This is a genomic window from Candidatus Hydrogenedentota bacterium (assembly GCA_019637335.1).
GTDB lineage: Bacteria > Hydrogenedentota > Hydrogenedentia > Hydrogenedentales > JAEUWI01 > JAEUWI01.
In genome coordinates this window covers 321,554-340,630 of sequence record JAHBVV010000003.1, presented here as the reverse complement: position 1 = coordinate 340,630, position 19,077 = coordinate 321,554, and the positions used below count along the sequence as shown (strand labels likewise).

General features: G+C 64.4%; 18 protein-coding genes. 7 read left to right on the top strand and 11 right to left on the bottom strand.

Annotated features, from left to right (window positions below):
• The first annotated feature begins 369 nt into the window (after positions 1–369).
• The 7 genes from KF886_06635 (at position 370) to KF886_06605 (ending at position 6,718) form a co-directional block, all read left to right on the top strand.
• Complete coding sequence (locus KF886_06635) at positions 370–1,317, top strand: hypothetical protein (GenBank protein MBX3177015.1); 948 nt, start codon at positions 370–372, stop codon at positions 1,315–1,317.
• Complete coding sequence (locus tag KF886_06630) at positions 1,307–2,041, top strand: sugar isomerase domain-containing protein (GenBank protein MBX3177014.1); 735 nt, start codon at positions 1,307–1,309, stop codon at positions 2,039–2,041. Before KF886_06635 ends, KF886_06630 begins: the two co-directional genes overlap by 11 nt.
• Before the next feature lie 90 nt (positions 2,042–2,131).
• The gene (locus tag KF886_06625; GenBank protein MBX3177013.1) at positions 2,132–3,055 is read left to right on the top strand and encodes a cation transporter; all 924 of its coding nucleotides are present in this window, start codon (positions 2,132–2,134) and stop codon (positions 3,053–3,055) included.
• Positions 3,048–3,920, top strand: coding sequence for a phytanoyl-CoA dioxygenase family protein (locus tag KF886_06620; GenBank protein ID MBX3177012.1), 873 nt, complete (start codon positions 3,048–3,050; stop codon positions 3,918–3,920). Before KF886_06625 ends, KF886_06620 begins: the two co-directional genes overlap by 8 nt.
• A 41-nt stretch (positions 3,921–3,961) precedes the next feature.
• On the top strand, positions 3,962–4,714 hold the full coding sequence (locus KF886_06615; GenBank protein ID MBX3177011.1) for an rRNA pseudouridine synthase: 753 nt from the start codon (positions 3,962–3,964) through the stop codon (positions 4,712–4,714).
• Between the two features lie 224 nt (positions 4,715–4,938).
• Positions 4,939–6,093 (top strand): AAA family ATPase, encoded by a 1,155-nt coding sequence (locus tag KF886_06610; protein MBX3177010.1) that lies wholly within the window; start codon positions 4,939–4,941, stop codon positions 6,091–6,093.
• Between the two features lie 205 nt (positions 6,094–6,298).
• Positions 6,299–6,718, top strand: coding sequence for a hypothetical protein (locus tag KF886_06605; GenBank protein MBX3177009.1), 420 nt, complete (start codon positions 6,299–6,301; stop codon positions 6,716–6,718).
• 12 nt (positions 6,719–6,730) lie between these two features.
• On the opposite strand, the gene KF886_06600 is transcribed toward KF886_06605, so the two are convergent.
• From KF886_06600 to KF886_06550, 11 genes are all read right to left on the bottom strand, one after another.
• Positions 6,731–7,951, bottom strand: coding sequence for a type II secretion system F family protein (locus KF886_06600; GenBank protein ID MBX3177008.1), 1,221 nt, complete (start codon positions 7,949–7,951; stop codon positions 6,731–6,733).
• Entirely contained in the window at positions 7,932–9,665 is a 1,734-nt protein-coding gene (locus tag KF886_06595; protein MBX3177007.1) for a type II/IV secretion system protein, read from the bottom strand. Before KF886_06595 ends, KF886_06600 begins: the two co-directional genes overlap by 20 nt.
• 139 nt (positions 9,666–9,804) lie before the next feature.
• Positions 9,805–10,815: a zf-HC2 domain-containing protein gene (locus KF886_06590; protein ID MBX3177006.1), complete on the bottom strand. Its 1,011-nt coding sequence runs from the start codon at positions 10,813–10,815 to the stop codon at positions 9,805–9,807.
• Between the two features lie 78 nt (positions 10,816–10,893).
• Complete coding sequence (locus KF886_06585; protein ID MBX3177005.1) at positions 10,894–11,484, bottom strand: sigma-70 family RNA polymerase sigma factor; 591 nt, start codon at positions 11,482–11,484, stop codon at positions 10,894–10,896.
• Positions 11,485–11,619: 135 nt separating this feature from the next.
• The gene (locus tag KF886_06580) at positions 11,620–12,126 is read right to left on the bottom strand and encodes a Spy/CpxP family protein refolding chaperone (protein ID MBX3177004.1); all 507 of its coding nucleotides are present in this window, start codon (positions 12,124–12,126) and stop codon (positions 11,620–11,622) included.
• A complete protein-coding gene (locus KF886_06575) occupies positions 12,119–12,592 on the bottom strand; it encodes a zf-HC2 domain-containing protein (protein ID MBX3177003.1) in 474 nt (157 codons plus the stop codon). Before KF886_06575 ends, KF886_06580 begins: the two co-directional genes overlap by 8 nt.
• Entirely contained in the window at positions 12,585–13,181 is a 597-nt protein-coding gene (locus tag KF886_06570) for an RNA polymerase sigma factor (protein ID MBX3177002.1), read from the bottom strand. The genes KF886_06575 and KF886_06570 overlap by 8 nt, the downstream gene beginning before the upstream one ends.
• Positions 13,182–13,226: 45 nt before the next feature.
• The gene (locus KF886_06565; GenBank protein ID MBX3177001.1) at positions 13,227–15,083 is read right to left on the bottom strand and encodes a TolC family protein; all 1,857 of its coding nucleotides are present in this window, start codon (positions 15,081–15,083) and stop codon (positions 13,227–13,229) included.
• Between the two features lie 31 nt (positions 15,084–15,114).
• Complete coding sequence (locus KF886_06560; GenBank protein MBX3177000.1) at positions 15,115–16,311, bottom strand: ABC transporter permease; 1,197 nt, start codon at positions 16,309–16,311, stop codon at positions 15,115–15,117.
• Between the two features lie 77 nt (positions 16,312–16,388).
• The gene (locus KF886_06555; GenBank protein MBX3176999.1) at positions 16,389–17,069 is read right to left on the bottom strand and encodes an ABC transporter ATP-binding protein; all 681 of its coding nucleotides are present in this window, start codon (positions 17,067–17,069) and stop codon (positions 16,389–16,391) included.
• A 40-nt stretch (positions 17,070–17,109) separates the two neighbouring features.
• Complete coding sequence (locus tag KF886_06550; GenBank protein MBX3176998.1) at positions 17,110–19,011, bottom strand: HlyD family efflux transporter periplasmic adaptor subunit; 1,902 nt, start codon at positions 19,009–19,011, stop codon at positions 17,110–17,112.
• Between the last annotated feature and the right edge of the window lie 66 nt (positions 19,012–19,077).

Below are 19,077 nucleotides of genomic sequence, written 5' to 3'. Positions count from 1 at the left end.
GATTCCTTGAACCTTGTCAGTAGTGCAGACCCAATATTCGGCAGTAGAACTGGATGCCAACGCACTCTTACGGCCCGAAGGGCCAACGCAGTTTTCAGCCCTGGGCAACGCCCAGGGATTGAGCGGTGGGTTTCTTATGCGCCCTGAAAGGGCAGCGCAGTTGAACTTCAGAAGCGCTGGACCGGCTCACCACTGCGCTGCCCTTTCAGGGCGGGGATGCCGGTGCCCCCGTGTTCCCCGGGCGTTGCCCGGGGCTGGGAGCTGCACTGGCCCTTCGGGCCGACGGACCAGTCGATACGATTTCACCAACAGACGCCCCAACCGGCATACATTGGCGGTTCCGGATAATTCGGGCACGGAGAAACGCCTATGAATAATCCCGTACGCTCAAACCGGATGAACCATTTTCTCGCCATTGAAAGCGGCGGCAGCAGCACGCGCGTCGCGCTGGCGGACGCGTCCGGCGCGGTGCGCGGCATGGAGCGGTGTCCGAGCGGCAGCGCGCTGTACCGCGATCCCGACGGCTTCGCGGAGGCGCTCCGCGATGCGATCACGCGTGTGTGCGCGGGCGGGAGCGAAGCGCCGGTGGCCGCGATCGGACTCGCCGGACCCATGGATGCAGACTTGGCGGCGCGCGTGCTCGACGAAGTGCTGCCGGGTGTCCCCCGCCACGTGTACGCCGAGGGCGACATCGCACGCGGCCTCTATGACCTCGACGTGGGCGTCGCGCTGGTGGCCGGGACGGGATGCAGTTGTTCGGCCGTGAACGAAGCGGGCGAACTCCTCTCGCTCGGCGGGTACGGGCCGCAGTTCGGGGATGAGGGCAGCGGTTACTGGATTGCTTGCGAGGCCTTGAAAGCCGCGTTTCTGGCGGAGCAGGGCCGCATCCCCCCCACGCCGCTCCTGGACGCCGCGCGCGCGTTTTTTGGCGCGGAGAGCCCGTGGGACATCCACCGGGAAGCCTCGGGAACGGGCCATGTGCCCGCACCGCGCATCGCGGCCTTTGCCGCGGCCGTCGACCCGGTGGCGGATGGCGGCGACGACCGCGCGGCGCGTATCCTGAGCGAGGCCGGGGCGCATCTGGGCCGCCTGGTGGTGGAGACGGTCGCGCGCGCGGGCATTGCGGCGAATCCGGTCCCGCTGGTGATGACGGGCGGGGCGCTGCGGTCCGCGCGGACCGTTTCGGCGCTGGAGGGCGTCCTGGCCGCCGCGCCGGTTACCTTCCACATTTACCCCATTGTTCACGAACCCATAGCGGGGCTGATACGCCTCCTTCAACGCGCCACGGGCGCAAGGACGCTGGACCATGTATCTTGACCAGTATTTCAAGGTGATCGAGGGCCTCGTGGCCAAGATCCAGAACACGCAGCGGGAGAACATCGAAAAGGCGGCCGAAATCGTGGCCGAGAGCCTTTCCCAAAAGGGCGGCTGGTTCATCATGGACACCGGCCACATGCTGAAGTGGGAAGCCTTCAAGCGCGCGGGCGGCATGGTGGGCATCACGCCGTTCAGCTATGAGCTCAAGGTCGAAAGCGACCTGGGCCATCGCGACGAGCCGCTGCCCCCGGGCAAGGCGGCGGCGCTGGAGTCGCAGACGGTGCACCTGGCGCTGGAAAAGAGCAAGCTGAAGAAGGGCGATGTGCTGCTGATCAACTCCAATTCGGGGCGTTCGGCCAATGTCATTGCGGTGGCGTTGCAGGCGCAGGAGCGCGGCATCCACACGATCGGCCTGGCCTCCAAATTGCAGATGGATCATTGCGAATCCCAACACCCGAGCAAGCGCAAGCTCGACCAGGTCACCGAGTGCTTCATCGACAACTGCGGCGGCGTGGGCGACGCGGTCATTCCGGTTGCGGACAACGAACGCATGTGCCCGCTGAGCGGCATCGGATCGTGCTTCATCTTCTGGGCAATCCACGCGCACGCCGTGAAGCTGCTGGAGGAGAAGGGCATCAAGCCCACGATCTACCGCAGCGTGCACACGGGCAGCGAAGCCTTCATGGCGGAGCAGGAAGCGGCCTACCGGGAGAAGGGTTATTAGCGTGGGCTTGAATGAGGTCATGGGAGGGTCGCGGTTCAATGAACCTCGGTGGATTCCCGCTGTATTCGCCAACCGTCCGGGGTATTTCGCATGACGGAGCCCCCCCACGTTTCACCGGACCGGCGCGCGCTGCGCTATGCGTCGTTCAGTCTCTGGCTGAACCTGGCGCTCGCCGTCATCAAGGGCGTCGCGGGTATTGTAGGCAATTCCCATGCGCTGATCGCCGACGCGGTGGAGTCGACGCTGGATGTTTTTGGCGGGCTGGTGCTCTGGGGCGGCATCCGGATTGCGGCGATTCCGCCGGACGAAGATCACCCCTACGGGCACGGCAAGGCGGAGTCGCTGGCGGCGGTGGTCATCGCCGGGGCCTTGCTCGTTGCGGCGGCGGGCATCGCGATTTCGAGTGTACGTTCCATGCTTATCCCCCACGCGCCGCCGTCGCCCTACACATTGCTGGTGCTGGTGGCGGTGGTCGCGATCAAGGAAGGGGTGTACCGCTACCTCTCGCGGGCGAGCCACGATCTGCACAGCTCGGCGCTGAAGGCGGACGCCTGGCACCACCGGAGCGACGCGATTACCTCCGTTGCGGCATTCCTGGGTATTGGCGTGGCGCTGGTGGGCGGCGAGCGGTGGCATACGGCCGACGAGTGGGCGGCCCTGCTGGCCTGCGGCGTCATCGCGTGGAACGGCGCGCGGTTGCTTCGTCCGGCGATCAACGAGATCATGGACGCAGCCCCGGATCCGGCGATTGAGGTGCGCGTGCGCGAAATTGCGCTGGCCCAGGCGCAGGTCATGTCGCTCGATACGTGCCTGGTGCGGAAGATGGGGCTGTGCTTCTTTGTCGACATTCACGTGGGCGTGGAAGACACGCTAACGGTGAAGGAAGCGCACCTGATCGGGCACCACGTCAAGGACGCCATTTGCGCGGGCCTCCCGGCCGTTCACGACGTGCTGGTGCATATTGAGCCGACTTCACGGCACCAAATTGCGCCCGCGCCACCGATCGATGGCTGAGCAGCGTGAATTCGATCCCTTGCGGGCGGCGGATCAATTTCCCGCCCCGGGCTATTTCGTGCGGCCGGAGATCGCGGCAGAGACGGGGCTGATCGAGGCGGTGCAGGCGCGCCTGATCCATTCAGGATTCGTTCGGGAGCGCGTACCCCTGGCCGCGTTGCACCGGCATGTTCCGGCGGAAGCGGCGCAGTTGAACGAACACTACACCAACGCCGTGAGCCGGGCCTTCTACGCGCCGTGCGACGGCGTCACGGGGGCGTACCACGCGCTGCTGGCGCGAATCGCGCGCGATGTGTTTCCGCGGGACTTTCTCTTTCAGGCCCAGCCGATTGTGCGCTTTCACTTTCCGGTTCCCTTTCCCGAAGGGCTCCGGGGCGCGGATGGGCAGCCGCGCCAGATCCACAGCGATTTGCTCGGTGGGCACCCCGCGGAGATGATCCAGGGCTGGGTCGCGCTGACGGATTGCGAGGGATCGGCGGCATTGCAATGTGCGCCGCGCGGCGAGAGCATCGCGCTGCTGCGCGAGTACAAGGACGCGCTGGGGGCGGGCGATCCCCCGTTTTGCGATTCGCTGCGCCATTTCTACCGGTATGCGGATCGGGTCCCGGAATTCGGGCGGGCCGTGGAGGGCGTGTGCCGGCCCGTGTCCATGCGGGCGGGCGATGCGCTTTTCTTCGACCCGCGCTGCCTGCACGGGGGCGCCGAGAACACCACCGGGCGCACGCGGGTCAGTCTGGACTTCCGGCTGTTGCCCGTGGAGGCGGAAGGGGCGACGCTGGCGGCCGCGGCGACACCCGCAGCGCGGCGCTTTTGCCGGGGGGAGGTTTTTCATGCGGCAAGCGCCCGGACAATGTTTGGCGCGTGACATTGACGCGGTTCCGGCGGGATGCGTAAGATCAGGGGCGCATGTCCTCCCCTTTTCCCGATAATGAGCCCGTCCGCATCAGCAAGTTGCTCGCCGCGCGCGGGATCTGTTCGCGCCGCGAGGCCGACGCCTTCATCGCGCGCGGGCTGGTGCGTATTGATGGGGAACGCGTCGCCCAGCTCGGCGAAAAGGTGCTGCCTTCGCAGACGATTACGCTGGACGCGGGCGCGCGCGGGGAGCTGGCGGAACAGGTCACGATCCTGCTGCACAAGCCGCTGGGCTACGTATCGGGCCAGGCGGAGGACGGCTACACGCCAGCGGCGGCCCTGATTACCCCGGCCGCCCGGGACCGGAATGATCGCAGCGGCATCACCTACCACCCGAAACACCGCCAGAACCTCGCCCCCGCCGGACGGCTCGACATCGATTCAACGGGACTCCTCGTGCTCACACAGGACGGGGCGGTCGCGCGCGCTATCATCGGCGCGGACAGCGATGTCGACAAAGAGTATCTGGTGCGGGTGCGGGGCCCGGTCACCGACGACGCCGTGGATCTGCTTTGCCACGGCCTCGAACTGGACGGGCGCGTGCTGCGCAAGGCGCGGGTGACGCGGGAGCGGGATGGGCAACTCCGCTTCATACTCCGGGAGGGCCGCAAGCGTCAGATCCGGCGCATGTGCGAACTGGTGGGTCTGAAGGTGGAAACGCTCAAGCGCATCCGCATCGGGCGCGTGCGCCTGGGCAACCTGCCGTACGGGAAGTGGCGCTACCTCGGGCCGGAGGAGCGGTTTTGAGGCGGTGTTGGCGGTTATTGCCAGGTGTTTCGTACTTGCCACCGCACCAGGACATGTCAATTGATTCCGGCCCTGTCGAAGGATGGCGGCAAGCGCGGAATGCTTTTTGAACCACGGCTTCTCCGGTGCGGAAGAACTCGGCCGTTTGCCTGCCGGAAAGTGGCAGTGGCATACTGAGAAACCCACAAGAAACGGGCCACGCATTAACCGGGAGTGGACACAAAATGTATGTATCGCGCATAAGCCTGCGAAACTGGCGCAATTTCGCAAAGGCGGACGCCGACCTTCGGGAAACCGTTTATATCCTTGGCCCCAATGCTTCCGGAAAATCCAATTTTCTTGACATCTTCCGATTCATGCGAGACATCGTAAACCCGAATGGCGGAGGTCTCCAGCAGGCATTGGCTTCTCGCGGGGGACTCGGCAAAGTACGGAGCCTTGCGGCCACAAAGCACCCACACGTAGAACTCGAGTTCGAATTGCGCGAGTCACTCGACGATACAGCGGCGCATCCCGACTGGAAATACCACTTGAGCATTCAATCCGAAGGGACCGGAAAGCAGCGTCCTTGCGTCTTGAAGGAAGAGGCGTACCGGCGAGGCGAACGCTTGTTCACGAGACCGGACCGTGAAGACAAATCGGATCGCGAGCGGCTTACCCAGACGCATCTTGAACAGATAAATATGAATAAGGAATTCCGCGAGATCGCGAGTTTTTTTGAAGACGTGTTGTACCTGCATCTTGTACCGCAGCTCTTGAAGTTCGGCGAGCACGTTTTCCTTCCGAACTTAAGTTCCGATCCATTTGGACAAGGCTTCCTGGAGCAGATTGCGGGAACCCCCAAAAAGACCAGAGACGCCCGCCTGAAGCATATTCAAGGCATACTGGCAAGCGCCATCCCGAACTTTGAGCAATTGAAGTTTATCCAAGACGAACAGACGGGCAAACCTCACCTCGAAATGCTCTACAAACACTGGCGCCCCAAAGCGGGGTGGCAGCGAGAAGACCAGTTTTCGGATGGAACGCTTCGCCTTATCGCCATGCTCTGGACGCTTCTCAGCTCCAACAGCATGATCCTGTTGGAAGAGCCTGAGCTCTCGCTTCACACCAGAGTGGTCGAACAGATACCCAAACTGATCTTCAAGACCCGCCAATCCAGAAAGAAATCCGGCGGGCAAATACTGATTAGTACGCACAGCGAATCCATGTTGGCAGTCTCCTCAATTGATGGATCTTTTCTAATTTTGCAGCCGGGCGCCGGCGGCGAAGCCACATCGATTGTCGCACCGAGCGAGAGCGACCTTCAGGCGATGAGAGACGGAATGAGCCCCGCGGATATTCTTCTTCCCCAAACTGCATCGACCATTTCGGCGCTTTGAAATGGAGGCGCGATACTGCTACGGTTTTGTCGAGGACGCGCCATCTCGGGAAATCGCCATAAGACTCGTTGCGTATCGAAACCTTTCGAGTTCGCGGCCGATTCGGTTCTTACCAGGTTTCCCGAGCGAGCTCCGTGGAGCCGGCAATCTCAAGAAAAAGTGTCCGGCATTGCTGGAAATATCCAGACACTCGGCGGTTTTTTGCTTGACTGATCTCGACACCTGGCCTTGCGCGCCCTCGCTGATTTCTTCCTGGTTCGGTAGCTCGCCCGATGGCTCACCTGGTTTGCCGAAAGGTCTTTGCTTTCGCATCGCCGTGCGGGAAATTGAGTCATGGATCATGGCGGACAGGCACGCCTGGGCCGCCTATATCGAAATCGCCGCCACAAACTTCCCCACGCGCCCGGATGAGCTTCCGGATCCAAAGCAATTTCTGATTAACGTGATTCGCGCAAAGGGCAAGAAGAAAATGCATGCCGACATGCTCCCCCGCGGATCCGGCCACGTTGGCCCGCTTTACAACGACGTACTCTGCCGATTCATACAATCAACATGGTCGGCCAACCGGGCTTCCAGGTTTTCCCCGAGCCTCATGCGCGCCATTAACGCACTGCATCGTATTTGAAACCGGCGCCGCTCACACGCCGATCGCCGAGCTGAGCGTAAGCATGGGCAGGAGCATCGCGATTACCAGGAATCCGATGATGACGCCCATGACGACGATGAGGAGGGGCTCGAAAAGGGCGGTGACCGCTTTTACGGCGCGCTCGACTTCGATGTCGCAGGCGGCGGCGACGCGGTTGGCGACGGCGCCGAGGCGTCCGCTTTCCTCGCCGACGGCGAACATGTTCACCACGAGCGGCGGGAAATGCGGGCAGGCCTCCAGGGACTCGCTGATGGAGCCGCCGGCCTTGACGCCGGTGTGCACGCGTCGGACTTCGTCCCGTACAATCCGGTTTCCGAGCGTGTCCCCGGCGATTTCGAGGGTCGTGAGGATGGGGACGCCGTTGTCGAGGAGGGCGCCGAAGGTGCGGGCGAAGCGGGCCATCTCGTAGGTGATGACGAGACGGCGGACGACGGGCAGGCGCAGGAGCAGGGTGTCGCGCCGGCGCTGTCCGGATTCGGTGCGCAGCCAGTGCAGAAGCCCCCAGGCGCCGGCGATCAGGCCCGCGAGCACGGCGGGCCACCAGGTTCCCATGAAGTCGCAGATCGCCATGACGACGATGGTCGGCCAGGGGAGCGGCGCGTTGAACTCTTCGAAAATGCCGGTGAACTTGGGAAACACGAACGAGACGAGAATGAAGACGGATATGGCGCTCATGATGGCGAGAAACACGGGGTAGACGAGCGCGGAAACGGCCTTGCCGCGCAGCTCTTCCTCGCGCTCGCCAAATGCGACGATGCGCCACAGCACCTCGTCGAGCATGCCGCCGGTTTCGCCGGCGCGGACGAGATTGACGTAGAGCGGCGGGAAAAGGCGATGATGGGCGGCGAGCGCGTCGGCCAGGGCGCCGCCCTGCTGGACAGACTCGCGGATTTCGCCGGCCACACGCGCGAGGCCGGGGTTTTCGGATTGCTTCTCGATCATGCGCAATGCGCGGGTGAGCATCATGCCGGATTCGGTGAGATTGGCGAGTTGCCGGAAGAAGGTGTTGCGGTCTTGCAGGCGGATTCGGCGCAAGACCTTCCGGGCCAGCCCGCCGCGCCCCTCTCCGTTTGGTTCGGCGGGTTCCACCACCAGGGGAAAGTAGCCCTGTTCGCGCAGGCGCGCCACGGCGGCCCGCTGCGATTCGGCCTCCAGCACGCCGCTCAGCTTTTCGTCGGGCCCTTTCTTGACCTCATAGCGAAACTGGGGCATCGCCGATCTCGGGGTCTGGCAACACGTCGGCATCGGCTGTCACGCGCAGCACTTCCTCCACGGTGGTGGCGCCTTCCTTCGCGCGGAGCCAGCCCGCGCGGCGGAGGGTGCGCAGGCCCTGCTTTCGGGCGGTTTCCTTGATCACCTGCGAGGTCGCGCGTTCGACGGTCAGGGCCTTAATCTCCGGGGTGAAGGGCAGCATTTCGTAGATGGCGGCGCGCCCTCTGTAGCCGGTGTTGCGGCAGGCGGGACAGCCTGCCCCCGCGCGGAACGAAGCGCCCGCCAGTTCCCCGGCGATGTCGCCGAATTCCGCGGCCAGCAGGGCGGGGTCGTGGTCGGCCGGGCGGCTGCATTCCGGGCAATTGTTCCGGAGCAGGCGCTGGGCGATGGCGGCGATCATGGTGCTGGCGATCAAAAACGGCTCGACGCCCATGTCCAGCAGGCGGGTGACGGCGCCGGCAGAATCGTTTGTATGCAACGTGCTCAGCACGAGGTGGCCCGTCAGGCTGGACCGGACCGCCATCTCGGCCGTTTCGTAGTCCCGGATCTCGCCCACCAGGAGGATATCGGGATCGTGGCGGAGTACCGACCGGAGCCCCCGGGCGAAGTCGAAGCCGATTTGCGCGTGCACCTGCATCTGCGTGATCCCCGGGATTTGGTACTCGACCGGGTCCTCGATGGTGATAATTTTCCGCTGCAGGTCGTTGAGCTTGCTCAGCGCGGCGTAGAGCGTGGTGGTCTTCCCGCTTCCCGTGGGGCCGGTCACCAGCAGGATGCCGTTTGGGCGCCCGATAAAGCGATTGAACTGCGCCAGATCTTCCTCGCGAAAGCCCAGTTCCGGCAAGGTGAGGAAGGCGTTCGCGCGCGCGAGCACCCGCAGATTCACGGTTTCCCCGTGCGGGGTCGGCAGGATGCTGACGCGCAGGTCGTAGGAATCGTGGCCGAAAGTTGCCAGGATTTTTCCGTCCTGCGGGAGTCGCTTCTCGGCAATGTTCAAGTTCGCCATGATCTTCACGCGCGAGACGATGGCGGCGTGGAACCCCTGGATGCGCGCGGGGACGGGCGTGGCGTGCAGGATGCCGTCGATCCGGAAGCGTACGCGCAATTCGGCCTCGAAGGGTTCGATGTGGATATCCGTTGCGCCCGCCTTGACCGCTTCGAGGATCAACTCGTTGACGAAGGTGATGATTGACGCGTCGGTGTTGTCGCCGTCGAGCGTGGCGGTCTCCTGGCGGCGGGTTTCGAGCGGCGCGGCGCCCGGCCGGTCGAGAATGCGCTCAACGGTGCCGGCCCCGACGCCGTAGTACTGCTTGATCGCCTGCTGAATGGCGTCCGGCGTCGCGACCACGGCTTCCACGCGCTGCTTCAGGGCGGCGCGGATTTCGTCCAGGCGGTGGGCATTGAGGGGATCGCTGATGGCGACGACGAGCGTCCCGTCGCGCTCTTCCACGGGCACGCAGCGGTAGTGCGTGGCCAGGCGGGCGGGCACTTTGCGGAGCACCGCCTCCCCCACGCCGAGATCGCCGAGCGGGACGTAGCGCAATTCGCAGAAGCGGGCGAGGGATTGGTAGACCGACTCGGCGTCCGCGAAGCCGAGCTGGATGATGGCGTCGCCGGAGAAGGGTACGCCGGCGGCCTTCGCCTGGCGCAGGCGCTCTTCATCCACGACGCTATCGCGGATGAACTGCTTCTCGAATGCCTTCAGCCCGGCCAATGACCTGCTCCAAGGTGTTGTGATTGCGCCACTTGGGGGCAAAATTCACCCCTGCGTGGATGCTAGCACAGGCGCTGGTGGGGCAACAAGATGGATGAAGGCGGCGGCGCGGGAGGCCTATGTCGGCCAGAGAACGAGCCTATTGGTCCGCGGATGCCGCATTCGGGTTGTCCAGCCGGGCGAGGACGTCGCGCGCCATTCTTGCGGGCACCTCGTGGCCTCCGCCCGCGACCTGCATAAGCAGGGCGCGACCGCGCTCCGGATTCAGGCGATCGGCGCAGTAACGCTCGCCGAGGTGCACATCGACCTGGGCAAGGGCCACGGGGTTGGTGCAGCGGACTTTCACGGCTTCGAGCCCGGTGACGCCTTCGCCATCGACGAGGGCCAGCATGGCGCCCAGCGCTTCCCGGGCGACGGCGCGGCCGGGATAGCGGGCCATCAGGTCTTCGAGGACGGGAATGCCGGCCTCGCCCTGCAGGCGCGCGCTGTCCACCTGGTAGAGGGGTTCGAAGGCCTGATCCCGCGCCTCGGTGAGGAGGTCGAAACGATCTTTTACGGCTCCCTCGGACTGGGCCCAGGCTTCGCCATAGTTGTCAAAAACCGATTTGTATTTATCGTAAGCAATCGCATACCGGCGCATATAGCCGTATTCTATATTCGCGGCGGCCAGGAGCAGGGCGCCCGCCTCGGTCGGCGTGGCGGCGGCTTCACGGGCCTCCTCAAGCATCGCGAGCGCGACTTCGACATCGCCGGCGGCAGCTTCCCGGTAGGCGGCGTCAATCGTTTGTATCGGCGGGTTGACCGCAGCGACCGGGGGTAGATCCGGTTGGGAATTGTTGAGCCGGGCAAACGCAAAAACAACACAAGCCAACACAAAAAGAGCTGTATATGCAATAACAGGTTTAAGCGTCGAGAAAGGGCGGTGATCGCGCACGGTGGGCCGCTCACTTTGCAGTGCGGGCAGCAGGTCGCCCGTGAAGGGCGGCGCGGCGTCGGGAAGCGCGCGCACCAGGCTCCCAAGGCTACGGGAGGCTTCCGCGCAGGCGGGACAGGCGCCCAGATGGGCACTGAGTTGTCGCTGCTCGTCCACGGAAAGCGGCTCATAGAGCGAAGCGGCGATCATGCCTTGATACTTCCGGCAACCAAACATCACGGATTCCTTCCGTCTTAGGAACTGGTCTGAAACTGGGAAAAAGCGCCTTACTGCGCCGCGTTCTCCCGCGCGGTTTCACGGCTGATTGTTGTCGTTTTTCTCGTACAGGTCTTTCAATTCGGTCTGAAGTTTCTTTAACGCCCGAAACAAGTGTACTTTGACGCTTCCGACGGTGCATCCCATGCTATCGGCGATTTCCGCGAGTTGCAGCCCTTCGTAGTGGCGCAGAAGGAAGACCTCGCGCTGTGCGGGCGACAGGACGGGCAGCGCCTTCCGGACCCGGTCTTCAATTTCGCGGGCGCGCACCTCGGTGCTGGTATTCATGGAGACCGGCTCCACGGCGGCGCCTTCGGACGCGGGGGTAAAGGCCTCGTCGAGCGGCTGCTCCGGATAGCGCTTGCGGCGGCGCAACTGGTCGATGCTGTGGTTGGTGGCCATCCGCAGCACCCAGGGCAGGAAGCCGCCGGTGGGCTGCCATGATCCGATTTTGCGGTGTACCTTGAGGAATACCTCCTGGGCCACGTCGAGGGCGTCTTCCCGATTGCCGAGCACACGGTAGGCGACGGCGTAGACGCGCCCCTGAAAGCGGGTCACAATTTCGTCGAATGCCGCCTCCTCCCCCGCCTGAAACGCGAGCGCGAGGGCCTTGTCGTCCAGGGACTTCAATCGGTTCCTTCCACGTCCATTGTCACCGGAAGAACGCCCGGTGCGGGACAAAGGTTAACAGGGCCGCCGGGCTGGACGCCCGGGGCCCCGTGGTTTCGCTTTATACTTCGATTGCCCGCTTGCGGCGGGGCGCGGCTATTTCCCGCCGGAATTCCAGCCGCCGGGCCCGCGATCGCGGCGTGGCGAACGTTTTTCGAAGTCCTCGATGATCTTCTTGTACTTTTCCTGCTGCTCGGGCGTCAAAATGTCCATGGTCTTGCTTACCGCGGCCTCGTGCCGGGCGCGCCGCTCCGCCGCGATGGCGTCTTTTTGCTCTTCGACGGATTGGTGAATCCCGTCGTAGGCGGCCTGCTGCTCCGGGGTGAGCATTTCGCGCACGGCCTGGTTGCGTTCTTCGTAGAGTGCGCGAACGCGGGCGCGGGAGTCTTCTTCGGCGGCGTTTTCGGCTTCGCGGGACCAGATGGCTTCGAGCTGGGCTTTCTGGCTGTCGCTCAGTTCGAGGGCGTGGCTCAACCAGGAGCCCCGATCGCGGGCCGGGCCGGGCTTCTCGCCGGCGAGGGTGGAGCCGGCCCATCCGGTGGCGATGCCGGCGATGTAGGCCATCACGAGGGCGACGGCGGCCAGTACTTTGAGTTTAGTCATTTCGATTCTCCGCCGGCTGCTGGATATGTATGGCCAGCAGCGTTCTGGAATCCGTTTCGGGGAATTCATCGTCTATGACGGGGGCGGCCACGACATAGGACTCCCAGCGGGCTGGCGAGGCGGGATACCCGCCGCTGCCGGCGCGGGTGTACCCCGCAAAGGAGAGGGAGGCGACGAGAAGCATGGAGGCGGCGGCGAGCAGGCCCCAGGTGACGCGGCGCGAGGTCTGCAACTGGCGATCGCGAACGGCGCGCACCCAGCTATCCGGATTCGGGAGCACTTCGCCTCCCGGATAGGCCTCGCGCAGCGCCCGCCCCATGTCCGCCCAAAGGGCCATGCGCTCCCGGCAGGAGGCGCAGCCCGCGAGGTGGGCTTCGAAGCGCGCGGCTTCGCCGGCGCCCAGTTCGCCGTCGTAGTAGCGCTGGGCCAGTATGGAATCGCTTGAGGTACAGGTCTGGCTAGTCATGGCCGGTCTCCACCGGGTTCCGCCGCGCGCGTGCGTGGCGGGCGTCCCGGGTGCTGTATTCTTTAAAGCCTTCGCGCAACTGCGCGCGCGCGCGGAAGAGGCGCGACTCGACGGTGCCGCGCGGAATGCCGAGGGCCGAGGCAATTTCATCGTAGGAATAGCCCTCCAGTTCGCGCAGCACCAGGACCGCGCGATGGTCCGGAGAGAGGCTGTCGAGCATGGCCTCCACATCCAGCCGGTATTCGGGCCGGGGGACAACGGACAGCCGGGGCCCGCCGTTTCCGGCGCCATCCGGGGCATGTCCGAGCGATTCCTCGGCCCGGACAGCCTGGTAGCGGTAGCGCCGGCTTGACTGCCGGAACAGGATTGCGAGGAGCCAGGTTTTGAACGAGGAGCGGTGCTGGAAGCGCCCGATCCCTTCCATCGCTGCCAAAAACGTGTCCTGCATGAGGTCCTCCGCCTCGCCGCCCCGGTGGCCCATGGAGCGGGCCAGACGGAGCACGTCGGCGCCGTAGCGCCGGAACAGTTCGCCGAGCGCTCCGGCATCGCCGCCGGCAGCCTGCCGTACGAGTTTCGATTCGTCCTTCAACCAACCGCCCTTGCGGGAGCGACCGCGGAACCGGTGCGCGCCGCGCTATTCCGCGACCGGCGCGGCGGCGGGTTCAGCGGATCCGGACTCCTCGTAGACTTCTTCCCAGTTTCCGTTTTCCTTGATATACAGGATGCCCATGTCGCGCAGGAATTCAAGGCGCGCGATGGTATGGGCGACGAGCGCGTTGGTCAAGCCATTCTGGGCGCTGGTGAGGTCGTTCTGGGCGTCCACCAGGTTGATGGCGGTTCCGCGGCCGACATCGGCCAGCACTTCCTGCTCGCGCACGCGCCGTTTATTCAATTCTACACTGTTCAGGGCGATTTCGTAATTCAGGCGGGCGCGCTCGAGGGTACGCCAGCCGGAGCGCACGTCAAGTTTTACGTTGTCCTCGGCGAGGGTGTACGAGCGAATACTCCGCTCCTGGTCGATCAGGACGGCGCGCAGGTTATTCCTTTCGGCCTTCCGATCGAGGGGCAGGTCCAGGTCCAGGCCGGCGGACCAGTCCAGGTTCCGGAAATCGAGGCGCTGGAAGTTGTCCTGGCCGATGGTATCCACATTCGCGGCGAGGATGAGGTCGAGCCCGGGCTTGAGCGCGTCCGCGGCGACCTTTACCCGGCGCCCGGAATCGTCCACGCGGTCGCGCGCGTTGAGGTAGTCGAGCCGGGAGACCAGAGCGACCTCAATGGCGTCCTCGGCGGAGATGTCCGGGTGAACGACGCCGCGTTCGACCAGGGCGCTCAATTCGCCATCGTCGAGCACGAGCTGGATATCGGTCGGAAGCCCCAGATCTATCTTGAACTGGTCGAGCGCTTCCTGGTAGGCCTGCACCGAGGAGACCCAGCGGTTGCGGTTGTCGAGAGAGGCCTGTTCGAGACGGCCGAGATCGGCCTGGGTGGCGCGGCCTTCGCGCGCGTGGGCGGCCTCGCGCTTCACGCTGGTCAGGAAGCTCTGGTAGCTCTGCCAGTTGTTTCGGGCGACATCCTTCCGTTCCAGCACGGCGTAATAGCTGTTGACCGTCCGCACGATGAAGACCTTGCGGAAGCGGGTGTATTCGCGGAGCCGGTAGAGTACGTCGCGCTCGGCCTGGGTGAGGGTTTCGGCGGCGATCTTCGCGCCCCGCCCGGCGAGGAGGGGCTGGGAGAAGCTGGCCGCGAGCGTTGAGGCCGTCGCCGTGGCGGGATCGCCGGTGAGGAAACGGAGGAAGTTGGAGGTCAGCGAGACGGCAAAGAGGCCGCCGCCGGTGAGCAATTGGCTCATGCCGATGCGGGTGTTTCCGGAGACGCTCCGCTCATGATCGATGACGCGCTGCGCGGCGTCGGCTCCGGTTACGGCCCCCGCGCCCTCGACGAGGTTTGCGTACGCGGCCAGCAGGTCGGCGGAAGTGCCCGTGAGCGCGTCGATTCCCGAAACGATATTGCGGGCGCTGGCGACGTGCTCGGTCAGATCGGACGGCGCGCGGGTCACGGTGGTCTCGCGCGCATAATCGCCGCTGGCGGTCGCGGAGAAACGCGGTCCGAAGCGATGCCGGTCGAGTGTGAGCGAGAGGGCGGACAGGTAAAGGATTTCCTTCTCCTGCTGGTAGGCGCGGCTGTTCCGCACCGCGATTTCGAGCGCCTTTTCGAGCGAGAGCACGTGGTAGCCTATCTCGCCGCCGGTTTCGGGAGCATAGGGGCGGCCGGGCGTTTCCAGCAGGGGCAGGCCCTGGATCGGGTCCCAGCCGGCCTCTTTTTCGAGGGTGAACTCGGGCTCCATCCCGGGGACCTGGGCGGATTTTTGCGCGAGTATGCCGTAGGACTCCTTGTCCGCGGCCTCGCGGTAGTGGCTGGTGGCGCAGCCGGTGACGAGCAGGGTGGTGGCAAGCGATGCCGAAAGGCACCGGAGGAGACCGAAAGGCAACAACGCGTGACTCCTTGAGGCGGAACAGAAACGATTATTCATGGCGCAGCGCCGTGATTGGGTCAAGGTTTGCGGCCCGAATGGCCGGATACAGGCCGAAGACGATTCCGATAGCCACGCTGATGCCCGCGGAGAGGACGAGGCTGCTCATGGTTACGATGGTGGGCATGTCGGCGAAGTAGGTGACGCCCATGGGGATGGCGAATCCAATTACGATTCCGATAAGCCCGCCGGCCACGGAAAGCACGACGGTTTCGATGAGGAACTGGAGGATAATCTGGGCGCGCCGGGCTCCGATGGCGCGGCGGACGCCGATTTCCCGGGTACGCTCGGTGACGGAGGCGAGCATGATGTTCATGATGCCTATCCCGCCGACGAGCAGGCTGATGGCGGCGATGGAGCCGAGCACGATGTTGAAGGTGCGCTTCGTGGCTTCCGCCTGGCGGAGTAGCGTGAGCGGCACGCTCATGGAGAAGTCTTTCTTGGTGTGGAAGCGCTCGAGCATGGTTTCGAGCGCCTTGGCCGTGCCTTCGACTTCCTCGTTGGACCGCACCGATACGATCATCTGATGCAGTTCGACGACCTCGCGCTGAAAGCTGCCCGTGGTCATGACGGTGACCATATCGCCGAAGCGGGACTTGGCCACGGAAATGGGGATATAGGCGTCCACGTTCTCGTCGAGCGACTGGATGTCGCCGGAAGCGGCGCCCTCGCTTTCGACGATCCCGATCACTTCAAAGTATTCGCCGCCGAGCCGCAGGGATTGCCCGATGGTGTTCTTCGTGGCGAGGAGGCGCCGCGCGCCGTACTCGGTGAGGACGGCCACGTTGGCGAAGTCCGCCTCGTCCCGCGGGGTCATGCTGCGGCCCGCGATGAGGCGCCGCTGGACGAGGTCAAACCACTGCGGGGAGGTGCCCACGAGCCGCAGCTCCATGGAGCGATCGTGGAGGCGGCCTTCCTTCCGGAGCGACTTCACGGGAACGACGGCGGTCACCGCGTCAAAGGTTCGCTTTACCCGCTCCACATCGCTGTATTGGAGGCCGTAGATGCTTGCGCTTCGCGAACTTCGCTGGGACTGGCTGCTTTCGGCCTCCTCGATGGGCTTGATTGAATTGACGATGATATTCGTGCTCCCGAGCTTTCGGATATCCTCCATGGCCTTGGCGGAAGCGCCCTCGCCAATGGAGAGCATGGCGATGACGCTGGCGACGCCGAACACCATGCCGAGCATGGTGAGAAAGGATCGCAGCTTGTGCAGGAGCAGGTTCTTAACGCCAAGCACGATGTTTTGAATCAGGTAGAGCTTCGTCATGACCGCCCCGATTCAATACGCTCGATGTTGCCATCCTTCATGTGCACGATGGTGCGCGCATGCGCGGCGATTTCGGGTTCGTGGGTCACCATAATCAGGGTCTTGCCGGCCTCGTAGAGGCCTTCGAGAATCTCCATCACCTGGGCGCCGGTCTTCGAGTCCAGGTTGCCGGTGGGTTCGTCGGCCAGCAACAGCGAGGGGTTGTTCGCCAGGGCGCGGGCAATGGCCACGCGCTGCATCTGGCCGCCGCTGAGTTCGGTTGGCCGGTGGCCCAGCCGGTCGGCCAGGCCCACGTCCGCGGCGAGCACTTCGGCGCGCCGCGCGCGTTCCTCGGGCGCGATCTGCTGGTAGAAGAGCGGCAACTCAATATTCTCGCGAACGGTAAGCTGCGGGATGAGGTTGAAGCTCTGGAAGATGAAGCCGATATACTTCAGCCGCAGATCGCTGAGCTCGTTGTCGTCGAGTGTGCTGATATTCCGGTTTTCCAGGGTGTAGGTTCCGGAAGTCGGGCGGTCCAGGCATCCGATCAGGTTGAGCATGGTGCTCTTCCCGCTTCCGCTCGAACCCATGATGGCGTAGAACCCGCCGCGCTCGAAATGCAGATCGACGCCATCCAGCGCCTTTACGACGTTGTTACCCATGACGTAGTGCTTGTGCACGGCGTCCAGCGTAATTATGGAGTCCAACGGGGTGTCGAGCGTGGCGAGGCTGGCAGCACTACTGGGATTGGCCGTCACGATTACCTCGTTGCTGCCGGCGCTGCTCCCACTGGGCGCGCTCTTCCGGAGTCATGTTGCGCATGCGTTCCTCGCGCATGGCCGCGCGCTCTTCTTCCGACATGTTCTGGAAGCGCTCCCGCATGGCCGCGCGCTCCTCTTCCGACATATTCGCAAAATCGGGCCCGCCGGCGCCGCGGCCGCCTGGACCGCGCTCGGCGTTTTCGCCGCCACTTCCACGGCCCTCCTCGCCGGCGCCACCGGCGGCGGCCGGCGGCACAATGTCTCCACCGGCTCCACCCGCGTTCTCCGCATTTCGACCGCGCTGCCCGCCGTTGGCGTTGGGGGAGGCGACCTCCCGGGCTCCGATGAAGCCGACGCCATCGCCCGATGCGGCGGCGTCGGTTTCGAGCGCCACGGCGGCGATGTCCAGCGGCGGGGTCATGAGCACGTTCTCGCCCGGCTTGAGGCCCGACGCGATTTGCAGCATGCGGTTGTTGTCGAGGCCGACTTCAACCTCGCGCTGATCGTAGGCGCCGCCCGGCCTGCTGACGAAGGCCGTGGGCTTTCCCCGTACGAGAAAGACGGACTGGACGGGTACGTGGACGGTGTTGTCGAAATGCGCCACCATGATCTCCGCCTCGCAGGTCATGCCGGTGCGGAGATTGGGGTTGGAGCCTGCAATCTCTATCTGGGTGGTGTAGACCTTCAGATCGGGATTCATGAAGGAGCTTTGCGCGTCCGGCAACGGGGCAATACGCGTAACGTGCCCGGTGAAGGTCTGTTCCGGCAGGGCGTCGATTTTGATCCGCACGCCCATGCCGACCTTGATCTTGTTCAGGTTCGACTCGTGCACGCGGACTTCGGCGGTCATTTCGTCGGCCGTTGGCAGGTAGATGAGCTCCTGGCGCTCGCGGACCATCTGGCCCTCGTCGAGCGGCTCGGTGCGGCTCCGCCATCCGCCGCCATCGGCGGTGGTCGCGTGAATGACGAGGCCGGCGGAGGGCGCGTAGATCCGCGCCTTTTTGATCTGCTCGTCGAGCTTGGTGAGGCGCTCCTTCTGCCGCTCGAACTCGGACTCGCTCGCCCGGAGACGGGCCTCGGCCTGAACGACGTCGGAGTTCGCGCGCAGCCTGGCGCGCTGCAGGGCGCGCTCGGCCTCTTCGGTCGCACTCCTCAGTTCGGTCATCTTCCGGGTGTACGTATAATCTTTCAGCAGCGCCATGGACGACTGCGCGAGCTCGAGTTCGAGTTCGGCCCGTTCGGCCTGCTGCTTGTGCCTGTCAAACTCGATGGATGTGAGGAAGCCTTCGTCCAGGAGGCGCTGCGAACCGAGCAACTGCTCCTTGGTCTGGCTCTGCTCCGAGAGGCTCAAGGCGATTTTGGCCTCCGCCTCCTTCACCAGCATCGGATAGTCGCCTTCAACGTATTTCTTCTCGTCTTCCCGCGCGAACTGGTAGGCGAGTTCCGCGGCGGTCACATCGCTCTCCGCCTGATTCTTGACGACCTCCAGGTTTTCGCGCTCGCTGATGTAGGTTGCTTCGGTGTTCTGAACCCGGATCTGCTGATCCACGCGGCTGTCCACGAGCTGGCTCGCATCGAGCTCGACCAGCAAATCGCCTTCCTCCACAATCGTGCCCTCTTCGATGAGGAAGATGATCTGGGCCTGGCCCTCCACTTCATTCTTTAGAATGATCTGGTCCTTGGCCTTGATCGTGCCGGATTGCGTCACGCTGATGGTCAGCGGGCCCTCGCGCACCGTGAAGTACTCGGCCTTCCGGATGGAGCCCTCGGCGGTATCGCGGCGCCCCACGAGGATTATGAACAACAGCACGGCCACGCCCGCAGCGATGGCGATGCCGGCCTTTCGCCGGCCCGTTCCCTGACTCAGAGTGGATTTCACTTCGCAACTACCTCATCGTTGTTCGCCCTCCCCGGCCACGCCGGGGAGGGATGAATTACGCCACTA